General features: G+C 55.0%; 14 protein-coding genes. 3 read left to right on the top strand and 11 right to left on the bottom strand.

All coding sequences use genetic code 11. The features are described from left to right. Positions 1-823 precede the first annotated feature (823 nt). The 3 genes from BLR50_RS13515 to proB all read right to left on the bottom strand — a co-directional run bounded on the left by BLR50_RS13515 (position 824) and on the right by proB (position 4,552). Complete coding sequence (locus BLR50_RS13515; RefSeq protein WP_092643458.1) at positions 824-1,822, bottom strand: hypothetical protein; 999 nt, start codon at positions 1,820-1,822, stop codon at positions 824-826. A gap of 233 nt (positions 1,823-2,055) precedes the next feature. Further along, entirely contained in the window at positions 2,056-3,303 is a 1,248-nt protein-coding gene (locus tag BLR50_RS13510; RefSeq protein WP_092643455.1) for a glutamate-5-semialdehyde dehydrogenase, read from the bottom strand. Between the two features lie 466 nt (positions 3,304-3,769). Further along, a complete protein-coding gene (gene proB / locus BLR50_RS13505) occupies positions 3,770-4,552 on the bottom strand; it encodes a glutamate 5-kinase (protein ID WP_092643452.1) in 783 nt (260 codons plus the stop codon). Between the two features lie 297 nt (positions 4,553-4,849). Between proB and BLR50_RS13500 the strand changes: the two genes are divergently transcribed. Beyond that, the gene (locus BLR50_RS13500; protein ID WP_205408716.1) at positions 4,850-5,248 is read left to right on the top strand and encodes a VOC family protein; all 399 of its coding nucleotides are present in this window, start codon (positions 4,850-4,852) and stop codon (positions 5,246-5,248) included. A 10-nt stretch (positions 5,249-5,258) separates the two neighbouring features. Here the strand turns inward: BLR50_RS13500 and BLR50_RS13495 are convergent, their stop codons facing one another. The 6 genes from BLR50_RS13495 to BLR50_RS13470 all read right to left on the bottom strand — a co-directional run bounded on the left by BLR50_RS13495 (position 5,259) and on the right by BLR50_RS13470 (position 11,308). Next, positions 5,259-6,443 (bottom strand): hypothetical protein, encoded by a 1,185-nt coding sequence (locus BLR50_RS13495; RefSeq protein ID WP_092643449.1) that lies wholly within the window; start codon positions 6,441-6,443, stop codon positions 5,259-5,261. A gap of 102 nt (positions 6,444-6,545) precedes the next feature. Continuing rightward, positions 6,546-7,298 (bottom strand): AAA family ATPase, encoded by a 753-nt coding sequence (locus BLR50_RS13490; RefSeq protein WP_092643446.1) that lies wholly within the window; start codon positions 7,296-7,298, stop codon positions 6,546-6,548. Between the two features lie 171 nt (positions 7,299-7,469). Continuing rightward, entirely contained in the window at positions 7,470-7,865 is a 396-nt protein-coding gene (locus tag BLR50_RS13485) for a double zinc ribbon domain-containing protein (RefSeq protein WP_162840454.1), read from the bottom strand. A 110-nt stretch (positions 7,866-7,975) separates the two neighbouring features. After that, positions 7,976-8,533, bottom strand: coding sequence for a hypothetical protein (locus tag BLR50_RS13480; RefSeq protein ID WP_092643438.1), 558 nt, complete (start codon positions 8,531-8,533; stop codon positions 7,976-7,978). A 685-nt stretch (positions 8,534-9,218) separates the two neighbouring features. Further along, positions 9,219-10,070 carry an AraC family transcriptional regulator gene (locus BLR50_RS13475; protein WP_092643435.1) on the bottom strand — a complete coding sequence of 284 codons (852 nt, stop codon included), beginning with the start codon at positions 10,068-10,070 and terminating at the stop codon, positions 9,219-9,221. A gap of 68 nt (positions 10,071-10,138) precedes the next feature. After that, positions 10,139-11,308, bottom strand: coding sequence for an MFS transporter (locus BLR50_RS13470; protein WP_092643433.1), 1,170 nt, complete (start codon positions 11,306-11,308; stop codon positions 10,139-10,141). A 414-nt stretch (positions 11,309-11,722) separates the two neighbouring features. Here BLR50_RS13470 and BLR50_RS13465 point away from each other — a divergent pair, with 414 nt between their 5' ends. Both BLR50_RS13465 and BLR50_RS13460 read left to right on the top strand, forming a co-directional pair. After that, the gene (locus tag BLR50_RS13465; protein WP_092643430.1) at positions 11,723-12,127 is read left to right on the top strand and encodes a hypothetical protein; all 405 of its coding nucleotides are present in this window, start codon (positions 11,723-11,725) and stop codon (positions 12,125-12,127) included. Positions 12,128-12,299: 172 nt separating this feature from the next. Next, positions 12,300-12,671, top strand: coding sequence for a hypothetical protein (locus tag BLR50_RS13460; RefSeq protein WP_092643427.1), 372 nt, complete (start codon positions 12,300-12,302; stop codon positions 12,669-12,671). Between the two features lie 105 nt (positions 12,672-12,776). Here BLR50_RS13460 and gyrA read toward each other — a convergent pair whose 3' ends face one another. Beyond that, positions 12,777-15,335 (bottom strand): DNA gyrase subunit A, encoded by a 2,559-nt coding sequence (gene gyrA / locus BLR50_RS13455; protein ID WP_092643424.1) that lies wholly within the window; start codon positions 15,333-15,335, stop codon positions 12,777-12,779. 283 nt (positions 15,336-15,618) lie between these two features. Continuing rightward, the gene (locus BLR50_RS13450) at positions 15,619-16,164 is read right to left on the bottom strand and encodes a YcxB family protein (protein WP_092643420.1); all 546 of its coding nucleotides are present in this window, start codon (positions 16,162-16,164) and stop codon (positions 15,619-15,621) included. Between the last annotated feature and the right edge of the window lie 181 nt (positions 16,165-16,345).

Raw genomic sequence — 16,345 nt, 5'->3', positions numbered from 1 at the left:
CCCACCCCCAACCCCCTCCCGCATTTCAAGGCGCATATTGTCCAAGATTCTATTATGCGGGAGGGGGAAAACTGTTCGGGGGCTTCGCCCCCGAACGCTTACCCCCTTATATTCGACGCCCTGCGTCGGGATGTAGGAGGCGGCGTCCTCGCCGCCTCGCTGTCCACCATGGATACGGGCAAACCCGGGGTTCGCCGCAACGTACGCAATGAGGGATGTAGGGGCGATTATCAATCGTCCGCGGTCTTACCGAACGCTGTAAAAATACCGCGGCCTTGCGGGATCCCACCCCCAACCCCCTCCCGCATTTCAAGGCGCATATTGTCCAAGATTCTATTATGCGGGAGGGGGAAAACTGTTCGGGGGCTGGCGCCCCCGAACGGCTACCCCCCTATATTCGCCGCCCCTGCGTCGGGATGTAGGGGGCAACGTCCTCGCCGCCCCGTGGTCTGCAACCAAATCCACGTTGAGAATGCAGGGGCGCGCTTTGCGCGTCCGCGGTCTTACCGACGGCCGGTTGAATACCGCGGGTGGCCGATGGCCGCCCCTACAAATGCGCTATTGGAAGGCCGTAGGGGCGAACTGTGTTCGCCCGCGGTAATATCAGATTTCAGATTGCAGGCAACAATCCTGTGTCGGAATGTTGGGGGCTTCGCCCCCGACGCCCCGCACTCTGCAACCAAATGCGCGATAGGGAAGCAGGGGCGCTTACCAAGCGCCCGCGGCACTAACGCAACCCCATACAATACCGCAAAACGGAAGACTGTTCCCCAAAAATAGTCAAGCAGGGCGAAGAACACTCTCCGCCCTGCTTATATTATTGCTATTTAGAGCTGCTTTTTGAAGAACTGCTTTCGTCTGACGAGCTTGCCTTAGAGGAGCTGCTCCTGCTGCTCGACGACTCCTCGCCGGAGGCTTCCCCGCTCGAGGTCTCCCCGCTCGAGGCCATCCCGGAGGAGCTTCCGTCGCTTGCGCCTACAACGGCCGCGGCGGGTTGCTCAGAGGCATCACCAAAGGCCTCGCCCTCGTTAGAGGAGGTCTCGCCGGAGTTAATCAGCGCCTCGCCCAGGCTGGAGGTAGCGGATACGATGTTGGAGGAGGGGTTGTCGATATACTTCAGCGAAACGATAATGTAGCCGGTTTCGCTTTTTTGCAGGTGATACTCCAGATATTTGTCGGGGTCTGGCTGCTTGCGGTTGCCGTTGTCGTCAATCTCCCAAACGCTGCCCGGCGGCACATAGCCCACGCGCAGGATAACCTCGTCGCCCTTCTTGGTAATGTTGGTCACCTTGGGGGTATACACCTGCGTTGTGGCGGCGGGGGGCACGCTGTAGGTTTTGGTATCGGCGTTATAAACGTAGTTGGTTTCAAAGTCGCCGAAGCTCTGGTGCTCCAGCTTTACCGCGGTGCCATACAGCTTCGCGGCCTGCACATCCAGCTCGGAGGCGGGTATCTGTGCAAAGCCCAGGTCGTCCTTGGCCCACTTGGCGTCATCGTTATTCAGTATCGCCGCCCACATCGAGGTTTGCAGCAGCATCGCCTGATCCAGTGTTGTAACGCTTTCGAAGGCCGGCGGGTCGTACATTACCACCGGCAGCAAAAACTTTTCAAACTTGGCCTTTTCCTTATCGTTATTAATAAACGACTGCCCAAGGGCGATACCGCCAAGCACAAGCGTTACCAGGCCTATACCGCACAGCAGCAAAAGCACCAGCCCGATGGGCGCCGCCACACGGCTGGCCTTTCTTCTTCTTTTATGCGGCACAGGGGGGCGCTTTGGCTCCTCTTGCTCCAGGCCGCTTTTAAACAGTTCGCTGTCCATACTAAAGTTCCCTTAGATTGAAAGCGGAGCTCCCAACCTGTCCTTTCCTAATCTCAATATTGTAGGGGCGAACTTTGTTCGCCCGCGGTATTCATACCATCCCATAGAGGGAATAGAGGCTCGGATGTAGGGGGCGGCCATCGGCCGTCCGCGGTATCTATACGGCGTCCGGTGAGACTGCGGACGCGCAATGCGCGCCCCTACAGGCCGCAAATATAAGGTTGCTAAAGACTTTAAACCCGTATCTGCCCGTTGCCGTTTATAACATACTTAATGGTGGTAAGCTCGTTTAAACCCAATGGCCCGCGCGTGTGCAGCTTTTGGGTAGAAATGCCGATCTCTGCACCCTGCCCGAACACCCCGCCGTCGGTAAAGCGGGTGGAGGCGTTTACATACACCGCCGCCGCGTCAATCTCACGGGTAAACCGCTCGCTGTTCTGCAGGCTGCTCGTCACAATGCACTCGCTGTGCCCGCTTGTATATCGTACAATATGCGCGATTGCCTCGTCAATGGAATCTACTACCTTTACCGCAAGGATGTAGTCGAGAAACTCGGCGGCATAGTCCTCGTCGGTAGCCGGTTTCACAAAATCGCCCAGAATCTCTCGGGTGCGCTCGCAGCCGCGAATCTCCACGTTATGCTCTCTTAACAGCGCATATGCCATAGGCAGAAAGTCCTTTGCCACATCCCTGTGCACCAGCAGGCTCTCGGCGGCGTTGCACACCGAGGGGCGGGAGGTCTTGGCATTGTTGATGATGCGCGCGCCCATCTCAAGGTCGCTGGGGGAGTCGATATACACATGGCAGTTGCCCACACCGGTTTCAATCACCGGCACGGTAGAGTTCTCCACACACGCCTTAATCAGCCCGGCGCCGCCGCGGGGGATAAGCACATCCACAAACTCGTTTAAGCGCATCAGCTCGGTTGCGCTCTCGCGCGCGGTATCGGTAATCAGTGAAATGCAGTTTTCGTCAAAGCCCTGCGCGCGGATGGCCTCCCGCATAAGGTTTGCAAGGCAGCTGTTGGAGTGTATGGCCTCCTTGCCGCCGCGCAGAATCACAACGTTGGAGGATTTTAAGCACAGTACCGCCGCGTCTACCGTAACGTTAGGGCGGGCCTCGTAGATCATCGCGATAACCCCCAGCGGCACGCGCGTTTTCAAAATGCGCAGGCCGTCCTGGTTAATAAAGCCGTTATCAATACGCCCGATAGGGTCGGTAAGCACGATTACCTCGCGCACCGAGGCGGCAATGCCCTTAATGCGCGCTTCGGTCAGGCGCAGGCGGTCAAGCAGCGACTTGGTAAGCCCCGCCGCCTCGCCGTTTTGTATATCCTTTGCGTTTGCGGCAAGGATTTCGTCCATATGTGCTTCAAGCGCTTGGGCTATCGCCTCAAGTGCCTTGTTCTTGCTGCCCGTGTCGGCGGTCATCAGCATCCGCGCGGCGGCCTTCGCCTTTTGGCCAATCTCGGCTACCGTCATAAACAAAACCTCCTTTTAATCGGTGTAGGGGGCGGCGTCCTCGACGCCCCGCGGAATATCCGCTTGCCAAAGGTGCTGAATGTAGGGAACGGTCTTGACCGTTCCGCATACTCCCAAAAGCCAAAATTCTCTCCGTTTTGGGGTACTCTACTAACAACTAATAACTAATCTCCAGCAACTATTTGCCCACCCCCAACCCCCTCCCGTTTCTATGGAACGGCGGGTATCGTAAGCGGGTCAAAACGGGAGGGGGAATATCTTGCAGGGGCTGACGCCCCTGCACCCCGTTTTGGGTGGTACCTTTCGTTTTTACGCCCTCTCGTAGGGGGCGGCGTCCTCGACGCCCCGCGGTTTATAACCAAATCCGCGTCGGAGCTGTAGGGGCGCTTACTAAGCGCCCGCGGTTCTAATGCAACCGCATAGTTACCGCGGAACGGTCAAGACCGTTCCCTACAAACCGGCCCTCTCACCGCATAAACAGCGTCCCCACCGGTTTGCCCTCTATCAAATCATAAAGGCTTTCCGGCTTAGAGCCGTTGATAATTGCCATGGAAATATCATTTTCAAAGCAGATCTCGGCGGCGTGCAGCTTGGTAATCATGCCGCCCGTGCCGATACTCGAGCCTGCGCCGCCCGCCAAAGCCCTCAGCTCGTCGTTAATCTCGCTCACCTGCTCAATTAAACGGGCGTTGCTGTCGGTGCGGGGGTTTGCGGTATACAGCCCGTCGATATCCGAAAGGATCACCAGCGCCTGCGCCCCGCAAAGCGAGGCCACCAGCGCCGAGAGGGTGTCGTTATCGCCGAACTCGATCTCCTCCACCGCCACGGTGTCGTTTTCGTTGATGATGGGTAAGCACCCCATATCCAAAAGGCGCGCAAAGGTGTTCTCTACGTTTTCGCGGCGCTTCTCCACGTCGATGATGTCGCGGGTAAGCAGCACCTGCGCCACCGTATGGTTATAGCCCGCAAACAGGCGGTCATAGGTGTACATCAGCTCGCACTGCCCCACAGCCGCCGCGGCCTGCTTGGACGGGGTGTCGCAAGGTCGCTCCTTCAGCCCCAGCTTGCCAAACCCCACGCCGATAGCGCCGGAGGTTACCAGCACCACCTCGCGCCCCGAGTTCTTGATGTCGGCCAGCACCTTCACAAGGCGCTCCACACAGCGTATATTCATCATACCGGTAGGGTAGGCAAGGGTAGACGAGCCCACCTTTACCACGATTCGTTTTGCGTCCTTTATGCTTTGCATAGTTACTTTCCCCTGTTATGATATTCTATGTTTTTAAAGTAAACGACTTTTTGCGGGATTACAGCACAGTTATCCATTTATATCGTGAATTATAGCACACTTTTTCGCGCCGCTACAATAGAAACCGCCCTGAATTCACTTAATGTTAAGAATTTGAAGTCCGAACCGCCTGATAAACCGCCTTGCTTCTTTGCTGTTGCCCTTGCGCTATGTTATAATATTCCTGATACAATACCGTAAAACCGGCTGACGTTTTCGGCGGCTAAACGGTTGAGCAAAGAGGAGAGGACAGATCATATGATCAAGTTTGCCCATACAATCGTACTGGTAAAGGACATCGAGGTCTCCAAGCGCTTCTACCGCGACCTGCTGGGGCAGGAGATTGAAAAGGACTGCGGCGCGTTTGTGCTGTTCAAGAGCCTGTTCGCACTGCACGAGGCAAAGCCCCTCTGCCGCACCATCTACGGCACCAACGAGTTCGACGCCGCCGCAGGCACAGAGCAGGGAAGCCGCAACCTGCTTATCTATTTTGAAACAAAAGACCCCGACGCCTGCTGCCAAAGGCTCGCAGAGGCCGGGGTAGAGATTATTCACGGGGTAAAGAAGCAGGAATGGGGCCAGCGGGTGTTTAGGTTTTACGACCCCGATCGCCACATGGTGGAGATCGGCGAGGCGATGGATTTGAGGTTTGATTAAATAATAGTGCCTAGCCTTTGAACTGAAACACATTTATATTGTCCCCGCCTTTGCCGATTGTTCTGCAGAGCACAAGATATTCCCCGTTTCGGTTTTTGCCTGCGAATAGATAGTCGGCAATGGGTTCAACTTCAAGATGGTTTATAGCATATTTTACAACATATACTTCCTTATATGGAACCTGCGGAGTTGAGACGGCAAATACATGGTAGATGCTTTTACTCTCCTTCGTGTAGAAGAAGTCAAAGAGTGTAACCTCGGTATCCTTTAATTTTATCGCGTGCATCGGCAATTCCGGCGTTAATTTGTCCTTGTATTCTTTGGGAATCACTTTGGCATCAGGCTTCGCCGTTTCCATAGCTATAGGCTCAATGCTTCCAAGCACAGCGGTTCCCTCGCAACCTTTCGGGCTGCCCCCTTGCTTAAAATCGAACAGTATTTCGTCTTCAAACTCTCCGCCTGTCAGGTTTCCTTGATAAGAGCCTATATATTTCGAGTTGGCGTAAAGCTTGAATTCCTGTCGATTGAAAGCCGGGAAGAACAGCTCTAAGGGCAGAGTTGTTGGCTGGCCATAATATTTAACGTACAGTGTTTTGCCTTTATAAACAATCACATCAAAATCGCTTACGAAAGAGGCAGGAGCGTCTTTTTTAGGCCTAAATGAAACCAATATCCGATCTTTAAGTTCAATAGCAGACCATTCGCCGTCTTTCTGTACATACAGCACAGAATCGGTTACTTGGGAACCGAGGCGGTCAAATTGATAGGCCCGCATAATCTGGTCGTACGGCAGCACATTACCATACAGATCGGCATATTTCCAAACACCGTTCACATTTTTCGTTGTTATAAAAAGATCATATCCTGATTCTTGATAGTCCGGCGGAAATCCGGAATCGTCAAGCTTGGTGACCGTTGTATCAAACCCTGCTGCTACTTCTAACGTTTTGGCGGCCTTCACCACTTCTTCGCTTAAAGAGCTGCTGCTTTCAGCCTGCACCTCAGAGCTAATTGGGGGTTTCGCCACTTCTTCGCTTACAGAACTGCTGCTTTCAGCTTGAACCACAGAGCTAATTGGCGGGGTCGCATCACTTGAGCTGCAGATATTCGAAACTGGGTTTGTCGGTGAACACGCGTAAAGTATTATACTTAGCAATATCATCACAGCGCAATATACTAATCTTCTCTTCTTCATACTCTTGCTCCTTCTACATTCAATTTCAGACCGCTGACTCGAAATCAAGAATAAAAGCAAATAAAATTAGAGGGAATATAGTATAGATATTTATTAACTAATTTACTCCTCCCCAAACAGCAGCCCCAGCATCCGCTCCGGGCAGTCTAAAAACTGCTTGGTCAGCAGGTAGTGCTCTGTCTGCTTGTAGGGGGTAAGCGCAATCTCGTCCTGCGTAAGCACATAGATGTCCGCGTCGGGGTAGGCCATTAAAATAGGGGAGTGGGTGGCGATGATGAGCTGCGAGCCCTCCTCCGTCAGCTTTTTCATCTGCGCCAGCAGCGTCAGCTGGCTGGTGGGCGAGAGCGCCGCCTCCGGCTCGTCTAAGATATACAGCCCCTCGCCGCCAAAGCGGTTTAGGATGAGCGACAGAAAGCTTTCGCCGTGCGACTGGTTGTGCAGCGACTTCCCGCCGTAGCTTTGCAGCAGCGGCGGGGAGCTGGTAACAATTTCATCCAGCCGGTCTACCTCGGTGGCAAGGTTGTAAAAGCTCTCGGCGCGCAGAAAGAACCCGTCTCGCGCACGCTTGTAGCCGCGCGTAACGGCAAGGCGGCGGTAAAGCGCCGAGTGGGTTTCCTTCGAGGAAAAGTTAAAATTGCGGGTGCCGCCCTCGGGGTTAAACCCGGCGCACACCGCAATCGCCTCCAGCAGCGTGCTCTTGCCCGTGCCGTTTTCGCCCGCGAAGAAGGTCACGGGCTTTTTAAATTCAAGAAAGGTAAGGTTCTTCACCACCGGCAGCGCGTGGATATAGCTGTCCTTCAGCTCGTTTGGCTCCTCCTTTAAGCGAACCCCGGTAATAAACAGGCTGCTGAGCATGGGGTAACCTCCAAAACCAATTACTTATCGGGAGCATTCACACCCTTCGTCTAAGGTAACAACCCCCTGCACGCAAAACCGCATTCTTCTAGCTGTTGCCAGTGATAATTATATCTCATCAAGAAGCATTATCTGTATAACATTTTACTAAGCTGCTGTTTTTGCATCGGTTCAAAGCATCCCATAGCTGCACGCCGCAAACAGAATACCCAGTAAAAACTGTATCGCCCCGCAGATTACCACCGTAACAATCATCGTCTTGCCCAGCTCGTCATCACCGCGCGAGATATAAACAATAGCCATAATCAACCCGATCAGCGGAGCAAAGATTGCCAGCGCATAATGCCACCATTCGGCGTCGCTGTCATACTTCACCTTCTGCTTCGGCGTATAGTCTATCAGCCTAGCGCCGCACCGCTCGCAAAGAACCTTGTTGGAGGGAAACCTCGCACGGCATTTGGGGCAGATTTTCTGCACAAACCGGTTGTCGCCAAGCGGGGTATAGCAGCGGTAGCATTCGTTGCGGTCATCGGCATTCAGTTCACCGCATTGGGGGCAGGTTTTCAAAAGAACCATCTCCGTCTATTTATTTACCATGAAGTCATTGGCACTGTATTAATATACCATATCATGCAAAGGAAGTCGAGCGTTTTAGCGCCCGACCTCTTCTTTTTATCTCAGCTAATCCACGTGCCCTCCGCGCCGGTAATCGCCCACCCGTCGCTCTTCTTTTCCACCGTATAGGTCGCGCCGATAGCACCAAGGCCGGAGCGCCACTTCTTGCCGTCGGTTTTTAAGCTATCCGCAGTCAGCTCCTTATCCTCAAACGAGAAAAGCACCCCTTTGTCGAAATACAAATCCTCGATATAGCCCTGCTCCTTAAGCTGCTCAAAGGTTAGGCAGAGCAGCTCATAGCCGTTCTTGTCGCAAAAATCCTTCACCAGCCTCACCAGCGGGGCGGTATCCTTCAGCTTTACCCTGGTAAGGTCAAGCGAGATGTATTGTATGCCGTCGTTAAGGCCGTCGTCCTCCTGCCACAGCTTTTCAAACAGCAGGTAGTATGCCTTTTCCGCATCAGTAGTCTGCAAGGCGCTGCTTACAAGGCTCTCTCCCAGCACCGCCGCCGAGCTAACCGCGCTGCTGCCCGGGCTTTCGGGCGGCGTTTTTGCGCAGGCGGCAAGCAGTAACAATGCAGATAGTATGGCTGTAACCGAAAGCACGATGCCCTTTTTCACAATTATCCGGCCTTTCGTCTGTGTTATGCTTATATTCGTCTGAGAAATGTAAAAAAATCGAGCAAAAGCTTTGATTTATGCGGTTTTGCGAAGATTTTTTGTCAACATTTCTAACGAAGATTAGCATTACCTTATATGTGCCGGAAAACGGACGATTTATTCCATACTGCGGGATAAAAGGACACTTACGCCTTCATGTAGGGGCGCGCATTGCGCGCCCGCGGTTCTAATCGCAGCCGCTGATAATACCACATGGCATGGGGCTTGTATATACCCACCCCAGAGCTTCGCCGCAACGAAGCTTTACCTCCATCCCGCATCTTAGACCCATACTCCCGCAGATTGCTTTGTGCGGGAGGGGGAAAACTGTTCGGGGGCTGACGCCCCCAAACAAATACCCCCGTATATTCGCCGCCCTGCGGCGGTATGTAGGGGCGGTGTCCTCAACGCCCCCGCGGTCTACAACCAAATCCGCGGGGGATGTAGGGGCGCGCAATGCGCGCCCGCGGTTCACCAGCCGAGACCGATAAATTGCCGCGGACGGCCAATGGCCGCCCCTACAAAACCCCCCTTGCGTACCTACCTGGGCAGACACACGGGGCTGCCCAGGTAACCCCATTACATCTGTTCTACAGGTAACAACAGCGGGCAGAGCAGGGTAAACCCCTATCTCTGCCCTCTTACTTTATTCTTTCCCCTTCACCACCGGTACCCACAGCTCATCCCTTCTGCCGCTGTCAGGCGCATAGTAGCACTCAATGCACGGCAGATCCGCAAGCATATACCCCGAAGAGGGCAGCCAGTCGGTGTAGATGCGCCCCCACGCCTGAACAGTATCGGGGAACACCGCCCACAGGTGGGGGGGAAGAATCAGTTCATTCATCCCCTCGGGCACCTCGCCGTCATACCGCGTCGCCGTAAAGTAATCAAAGGTGTCGTCTTTTATCGAGGCCTCTTTGCCGCACACCCCAAGCAGGCCCTCCATCCGGCACTTCGGGTGCTCCCACGCCATTGCCACCAGCTGCTCCAGCAGGCCGTTCTGTGCGGCCTCCTGCCACAACGCAGGCACCTGCTCAAGCGCCTGACGGGTGCTTACGAGGTTGGATTTACCCACAATCCGCACCTCAAAATCAATGTCCTCCAGCCTGTACTCCATTTCATCCGCTCCTGTAATCGTAATATGAAAGGAGAGCTTGGGGTAGGCCTTCAGCTGCGTGCCCGCGCCGCGCGCCTCGGAGGGGTTGATGCCGTGCAGCTTATAGAAGGCGCGCGCAAACGCGTCGGCGGAATCGTAGCCGTATTTCAGGGCGATATCCAGAATGCGCGTGTCACTGCGCTGCAGCTCAAACGCCGCGAGCGTCAGCCTCCTGCGGCGGATATACTCCGAGAGCGTCACCCCCGCGATTGCCGAGAACATCCTCGAAAAGTGGTATTCCGAGCAGCACGCCGCCCGCGCGGCCTTGCGGCAGATGTCGTTACCCTCCAGATTCTCTTCTATACAGGCCACCGCGTTGTTCATGCCGGTAAGCAGGTCCATGCCGCTCCCCCTTTCGTTCTCAGCATACACCGGCAGGGCATAACCCCGCACGATTTTTCATGCACCGATTAGTCGGCAGATCCCGCCGACGGCCTGCGGTTTAGCAGTAGCATCAAAATTACCGCGGCAATCAGCGAGAGCGAGGCGCCCAGCAGAAACGGTGCGGATGCGCCGAGCAGGTTCCACAAAAAGCCCGCAATTACGCTTGCGGGCAGCAGCGCAATGCCCACGATGGTGGCGTGCAGCCCCAGCATGGTGCCCTTTAGGCGAGGCGGGGCGATTTCGGCAATCAGCGCGCGCTCCACCCCCGCAGTCATGGCGGTATAGAAGCCGTACAGTATGAAGATGCCCACCAGTACGGCAGAGTTACTTACAAACGCAAAGCCCGCATACACCGCCGCAAACACCAGATACCCCGCCACCAGCACCCTCTTGCGGCCTATTCTGTCCGAAAGCCTGCCGAACGGCACCGAGAGAAGGGCAGCGGTAATGTTGTAAAGAAAGTAAAGCAACACCACATTGGTGTCGTTAAAGCCCACATCCTTGGCGCGCAGCAGCAAAAAGGTGTTGGAGGAGTTGCCCAGCGTGAAGATGAACGCCACCAGTAGGTAGAGCTTCAGGTTGCCGTCCAGCTCCTTCATGCGCTTCCAGAACTGCTCGCGCTCCTTCGCCTCGTGCTGCTTCTTCTCCTTTACAAACAGCAGCACCGCAAGGCCGATGATTGCGGGAACAATCGAGATGATAAACAGCTTCTTATAATCAAACGCCCCCGCAGAGTTTGCCAGCAGCAGGTAGGCAATCAGAATACCCGCCGCCGAGCCCGCCATATCCAGCGCCTTGTGGATACCGAAGGCGCGGCCCATCGTGTTTTTATCGGCGCTCTCGCTCACCAGCACGTCGCGCGGTGCGGTGCGGATGCCCTTGCCCAGGCGGTCAATCACCCGCGCCACCAAAATTCCCGCCCAAGAGGTGGCAAGCAGCAGCGCCAGTTTATAGACAAGCCCCGTCGCATAGCCGCAGAACGCCACGGGTTTTTTGTTGTTCTTTTTATCGGTGATATAGCCGCTGAACACCTTTAAAAGGCTTGCCAGACTTTCGGCAATCCCCTCGATGATACCCACCAGCGCGGGGGTCGCGCCAAGCACTGAGGTAAGGTATAAGGGAATCAGCGGGTACACCATCTCAGAGCTGATATCCGAGAAGAAGCTGGTAAGCCCCAGCAAAACAATATTGAGCAATGCTACCATCCTTTATTGTTGCAAGATATCTGTTATAATCACTTAATGTCAGTTTTTGTCGCGCTATTATTGTACAATGACAGTATACTGCAATCTATCGGCAACAACAATACAAGCCTTGGCTTTGGCGGATGATTTTTAAGCTGCTTCTTTGGTTAACAACCCGCCATCCCCGAAACGGGCGCAGACGCTAAGGAATATACTAATTCAGCAGCAAGCAAAAGCCGTTTTCACTCGGCCTGCGCTTGTTTTTATACTTGTACTTTTCACCATATCAATAGCTTTCGTTTCTGTGAACAGTTTAAGAATTTTGCCGGATTTTCTTGCCTGCCAACTACCGTTTGGCTATAATAGGGAGCAGTAATGTTCTAACCATCTTGCGGTACGCATCGCACAGGGAGAGGTTCTGGTGGAATGCCTGACATAAATGTACCCGCTGTTTCCTTCAGCAGGGAAGACCTGCTGCATCAGCTTTCAGCGGCCTGCTTGGCGGATAACGCACAGGCCGCCGCGCTGCTGAGCCGCTATCTTTCCGCCTTTTACCCCAAGGCAGACGGCAAGCTCACGCTTAATGAGTTTGGCCTGCTGCTTAAGCTCAAGCAGCTTGCACCTGATACTCTGCGGCTGGGGCTGAAATGCCGGCACGGTGCCTATGAGCTGTGGATAATCTGCAACACCAAGGACTATGCCCTGCTTGAGCAAGCCTCCGCCCTGATGGCCGACTACGAGCGCCGCACCAAAACCGCCGTAAACGGTATCTGGGTAACCGAAGAAAGGCTGCAAAATATTCCGCAGCCAAGGTTCATCTTTACTTTATAGCGAACAGAGGACAGGATGCGCAGGGAACGGTGTTCCATACGCCCCCGTTAATAGCCTGAATCCGTAGGGAACGGTCTTGACCGTTCCGCTATATACCCCAACCCCCCTCCCTCAGTGGAGCAGGTGAGTAACCTTAACCTCCTGATTTTTATCATAAAAAGGTATGATATCCATGACAGAATACGAAGAACACCTGCAAAAATACCGCCGCAACAAGGAGTTCCTGCGGCTGGGGCTGAACCAAAACCGCATCGGCTGCCCCCACTGGGAGATTGTCGCGCAGTACTACGCCTGCATCCACCTCATCGAGGCGGTGCTGCACAGGCAGTTTAACGAGGAGATTCTGCGCTACGCCGAGCGCACCGAGCGGATGTACGAGCACCCGAAGGTGTTCGGCGGCTGCATACCCTACTACAAAAGCCTAGCCGTCCTCGCCCACACCGCGCGGTATAAAAGCATGGGCCTTACCGACGAAGCGGACAAAAAGCAGGCGCGGCTGTATTTAAAAAGGATAGAACAGGCATTGAAAGCATATATAGTTTAAACAGTTAGCGGGAGCCGAAAGTAAACGGCCCCCGCTTATTAAATCTAAAAATATTAGTCTATATTTTAGATAGGGGCTGCCCTTCACGGGCAGCCCCTTATTGTTCTATTCCTCGTTCCCCTCCGTCAGCTCCTCCTCCAGCGCCTCCTCAAGGTTTTCGTCCTCGTCGGTGCTGTCGGTATCGGAGGTATCCTCATGCGGGGCGCGCGCCATCGAAACAAGGCGGGTGTCGCCCTCCACGCGCATTACCCTTACGCCGCCCGCGTAGCGAGACTGCACCGCAATCTGCTCTACGGGTATGCGGATGATGATGCCGTCGTTGGTAATCAAAATCGCGTCGTCATCGTCGTTTACGGTGCGAATACCCGCGACAGCGCCCTTTTCCTCGTCCACCCTGTAGTTGATAACGCCCTTGCCCGCGCGGGTCTGCTGGCGATACTCGTCAAACTCGGTGCGGCGGCCCTGTCCCTTTTCGGTAACGGTTAGCAGCGTGCCGTTTTCACGCACACGCGCCATGCCCACCACCACGTCGCCCTCGTCGAGCTGGATGGCCCTCACCCCTCTGGCGGTTCTGCCTAAGGGGCGCGCGTCGTTTTCGTCAAAGCGTATCGCCATACCGTTGCGGGTGCCCACAATCAGGTCGCTGTGGCCGTCGGTCAGGCGAACCCACGCAAGGGTATCGTCGTCATCCAGGTTGATGGCGATTACGCCGCCCTTGCGCGCGGTGTCATACTCGGTAACCTCGGTGCGCTTGATGATGCCCTTGGTCGTCACCATCACCAGATACTTGCCCTCCTCAAAGGCGGGAATGCGTATCATCGTCTGCACCTTTTCATCCTGCTCCAGCGGCAGCAGGTTTACAATGTTGGTACCCCTTGCGGTGCGCGAGCTCTCGGGTATCTCGTAGCACTTTAAGCGGTAAACCCTGCCGCGGTCGGTAAAGAACATCACAAAGTCGTGCGACGAGCTGATGAACAGCTCCTCCACAAAGTCCTCGTCACGGCGGGTCATGCCCGAGATGCCCCTGCCGCCGCGCCGCTGCGCCTTATAAACGTCGGCGGGCTGGCGCTTGATGTAGCCGTAGTGGGTGAGGGTAACCACGCAGTCCTCTACGGGGATGAGGTCCTCAATATCCAGCTCGCCGCTCACCGTCTGAATCTCGGTGCGGCGCTCGTCCTTGTATTTGTCGCGTATAACGCCAAGCTCGGCCTTAACGATGGCGCGAACCTTGTTTACGTCGGCGAGTATGCCCTCAAGCTCCGCCACCTTCTTTAAGATTTCGGCAAGCTCTTCCTCAATCTTCACGCGCTCAAGGCCGGAAAGCTGGCCTAAACGCATCGCCACGATGGCCGAGGCCTGTATGTCGTCAAGCCCGAACCGCTCCATCAGGGCAACCTTGGCAGAGGGCTGATCCTTGCTCGCGCGTATGATGGCAATAACCTCATCAATGAAGTCGATGGCAAGCTTTAAGCCCTCTAAGATGTGCTCGCGCTCCTTGGCCTTCTTTAGGTCAAAGATGGTGCGGCGGGTAACAATCTGCTGCTGGAAGTCGATGTAGTTCTGCAGTATCTCCTTGAGCGTCATTACCTTGGGCTGGGTGCCGTTTTCAAGGGCGAGCATAATCACGCCCACGGTATCCTGCAGCTGGCTTAACGAGTAGAGCTGGTTAAGCACGATCTGGGGGTTTGCCTCGCGCTTTAGCTCTATTACTATGCGCAGGCCCTCGCGGTCAGATTCGTCGCGCAGGTCAGAGATTCCCTCAATGCGCTTATCCTTTACCAGGTCTGCAATGTATTCAATCAGGCGCGCCTTGTTTACCATGTAGGGGATCTCGGTAACCACAATGCGGAACCGCCCGTTTTTCTCCTCCTCTATCTCGCAGCGGCTGCGCAGGGTAATCTTGCCGCGCCCGGTGGCATAGGCGGCGCGTATGCCGCTGCGCCCCATGATGATGCCGCCGGTGGGGAAGTCCGGCCCCTTGATGCACTCCATCAGCTCGTCGAGAGAGGCGTTGGGGTTATCGATTAAAAGGTCTACCGCCGCAACCACCTCGCCGAGGTTGTGCGGGGGGATGTTGGTAGCCATACCTACCGCGATGCCCGTACAGCCGTTCACCAGCAGGTTCGGGAAGCGGGAGGGGAGCACCACCGGCTCCTTCAAGCGGTCGTCGTAGTTGGGTACAAAGTCTACCGTTTCCTTGTCTATATCGGTGAGCATATGGGTGCTCATCTTGCTCATGCGTGCCTCGGTATAACGGTAGGCAGCAGGCGGGTCGCCGTCTATCGAACCGAAGTTGCCGTGGCCGTCCACCAGCGGGTAGCGCAGCGAGAAATCTTGAGCCAGACGTACCAGCGCGTCATACACCGAGGCGTCGCCGTGCGGATGGTACGCACCGAGCACGGCACCGACGGTATCGGCGCACTTGCGGTAGGCCTTATCGGGCTGCAGCCCCTTTTCAAACATCGTATACAGAATACGGCGGTGCACCGGCTTTAGGCCGTCGCGCACATCGGGCAACGCGCGCGAAACGATAACCGACATCGAATAATCAAGGAAGCTCTTGCGCATCTCCTTCTCAATATCGATGGAAATCACGTTCTTGTTAGTGCCGCCTTCGGCTAAAAATGCCGCGTCCTTATTGTTGTCTTCGAACTTTTTGCTCATGAGTTTGCCACCTTTTGCAACGGCCTCAGGGTGTTGCCTACAGCCGCTTTATTTTTTATCATTTATCCTTCGTTATAGGGGCGGCCATCGGCCGTCCGCGGATTTTACGCAATCCCATACAGGGAATATGGGTTCAAATACAAAGGGCACCGTCCCCGACGCCCCGCGGTTTATCCGCCCGCCAACGGGCTTTGTTGTGGGGGAGACCTGTGGTCTTTCGCGGTATATCTACAGCGTTTGGCAGGCCGCGGACGCGCAAGGCGCGCCCCTACACGCACCGCCGCTATTTTCCCTTATAATCGTCGCCCAGCTTATCTTTCAGCAGCGCCCTAATCTCTTGCAGCGTCTGCTCCTCCACCGCACGCTTGGGAATACAGAACAGCTTGCTTCGGCGCACAATCAGCAGAATCAGCGCGTCGGTCTCCACCGCCTGTGTTTCGTGGTAGTATAGAGAGCTTTCGCCCATCGATTCGGTCACGCTGTAGTCGGCATCGTCAAACTCCATTTCAAAATCCAGCGCCTGGCCGGAGGCCTGCTTAAACGCGCCGCGTGCCTGAAAGAGCGGCACCAGCCACACCGCCGCCAGCACAAACAGCGAAAGGATGCTCAGGATAATCCCCGTAACATAGGTCGGGTCCACCCATACCGCCTGAATGTAAAGAAAAAAGACGATTGCCAGCAGCACGGTCTGCACCATACGCAGCACCCTGTTTCGGCGAAACTGCGCCGTTTTCACCGCGGCGTAGATTTCGTGCGGGTTGAGGGTGAATTTAATATACAGCGGCTGAAACTGCTCTTCGTTTTCGTTTTCTTTGATGTTTTCGTCCATGTTGTATCCTCGTCTCTGATTTGTAGGCAACGGTCTTGACCGTTGCGCATTCTATCCACCCGCCCAAAGGGTTTTGTTGTAGGGGCGATTATCAATCGCCCGCGGCATTCTTGCAGCGTTCGGCAAGGCCGCAATTGCGCTATGCTTCTATTTGTCCTTTGCCCTCCAAAAGCCCACCCCC

The sequence above is a fragment of the Acetanaerobacterium elongatum genome, from assembly GCF_900103835.1.
In the GTDB taxonomy this organism is placed as follows: domain Bacteria; phylum Bacillota; class Clostridia; order Oscillospirales; family Ruminococcaceae; genus Acetanaerobacterium; species Acetanaerobacterium elongatum.
This window is presented reverse-complemented; position numbering and strand designations above follow the sequence as displayed.

What these genes read in the sequence shown, in the direction of transcription:
- BLR50_RS13515 (WP_092643458.1), bottom strand. Translation starts at nt 1,822, where the DNA reads ATGGACAGCGAACTGTTTAAAAGCGGCCTGGAGCAAGAGGAGCCAAAG.
- BLR50_RS13510 (WP_092643455.1), bottom strand. Translation starts at nt 3,303, where the DNA reads ATGACGGTAGCCGAGATTGGCCAAAAGGCGAAGGCCGCCGCGCGGATG.
- proB (WP_092643452.1), bottom strand. Translation starts at nt 4,552, where the DNA reads ATGCAAAGCATAAAGGACGCAAAACGAATCGTGGTAAAGGTGGGCTCG.
- BLR50_RS13500 (WP_205408716.1), top strand. Translation starts at nt 4,850, where the DNA reads ATGATCAAGTTTGCCCATACAATCGTACTGGTAAAGGACATCGAGGTC.
- BLR50_RS13495 (WP_092643449.1), bottom strand. Translation starts at nt 6,443, where the DNA reads ATGAAGAAGAGAAGATTAGTATATTGCGCTGTGATGATATTGCTAAGT.
- BLR50_RS13490 (WP_092643446.1), bottom strand. Translation starts at nt 7,298, where the DNA reads ATGCTCAGCAGCCTGTTTATTACCGGGGTTCGCTTAAAGGAGGAGCCA.
- BLR50_RS13475 (WP_092643435.1), bottom strand. Translation starts at nt 10,070, where the DNA reads ATGGACCTGCTTACCGGCATGAACAACGCGGTGGCCTGTATAGAAGAG.
- BLR50_RS13465 (WP_092643430.1), top strand. Translation starts at nt 11,723, where the DNA reads ATGCCTGACATAAATGTACCCGCTGTTTCCTTCAGCAGGGAAGACCTG.
- BLR50_RS13460 (WP_092643427.1), top strand. Translation starts at nt 12,300, where the DNA reads ATGACAGAATACGAAGAACACCTGCAAAAATACCGCCGCAACAAGGAG.
- gyrA (WP_092643424.1), bottom strand. Translation starts at nt 15,335, where the DNA reads ATGAGCAAAAAGTTCGAAGACAACAATAAGGACGCGGCATTTTTAGCC.
- BLR50_RS13450 (WP_092643420.1), bottom strand. Translation starts at nt 16,164, where the DNA reads ATGGACGAAAACATCAAAGAAAACGAAAACGAAGAGCAGTTTCAGCCG.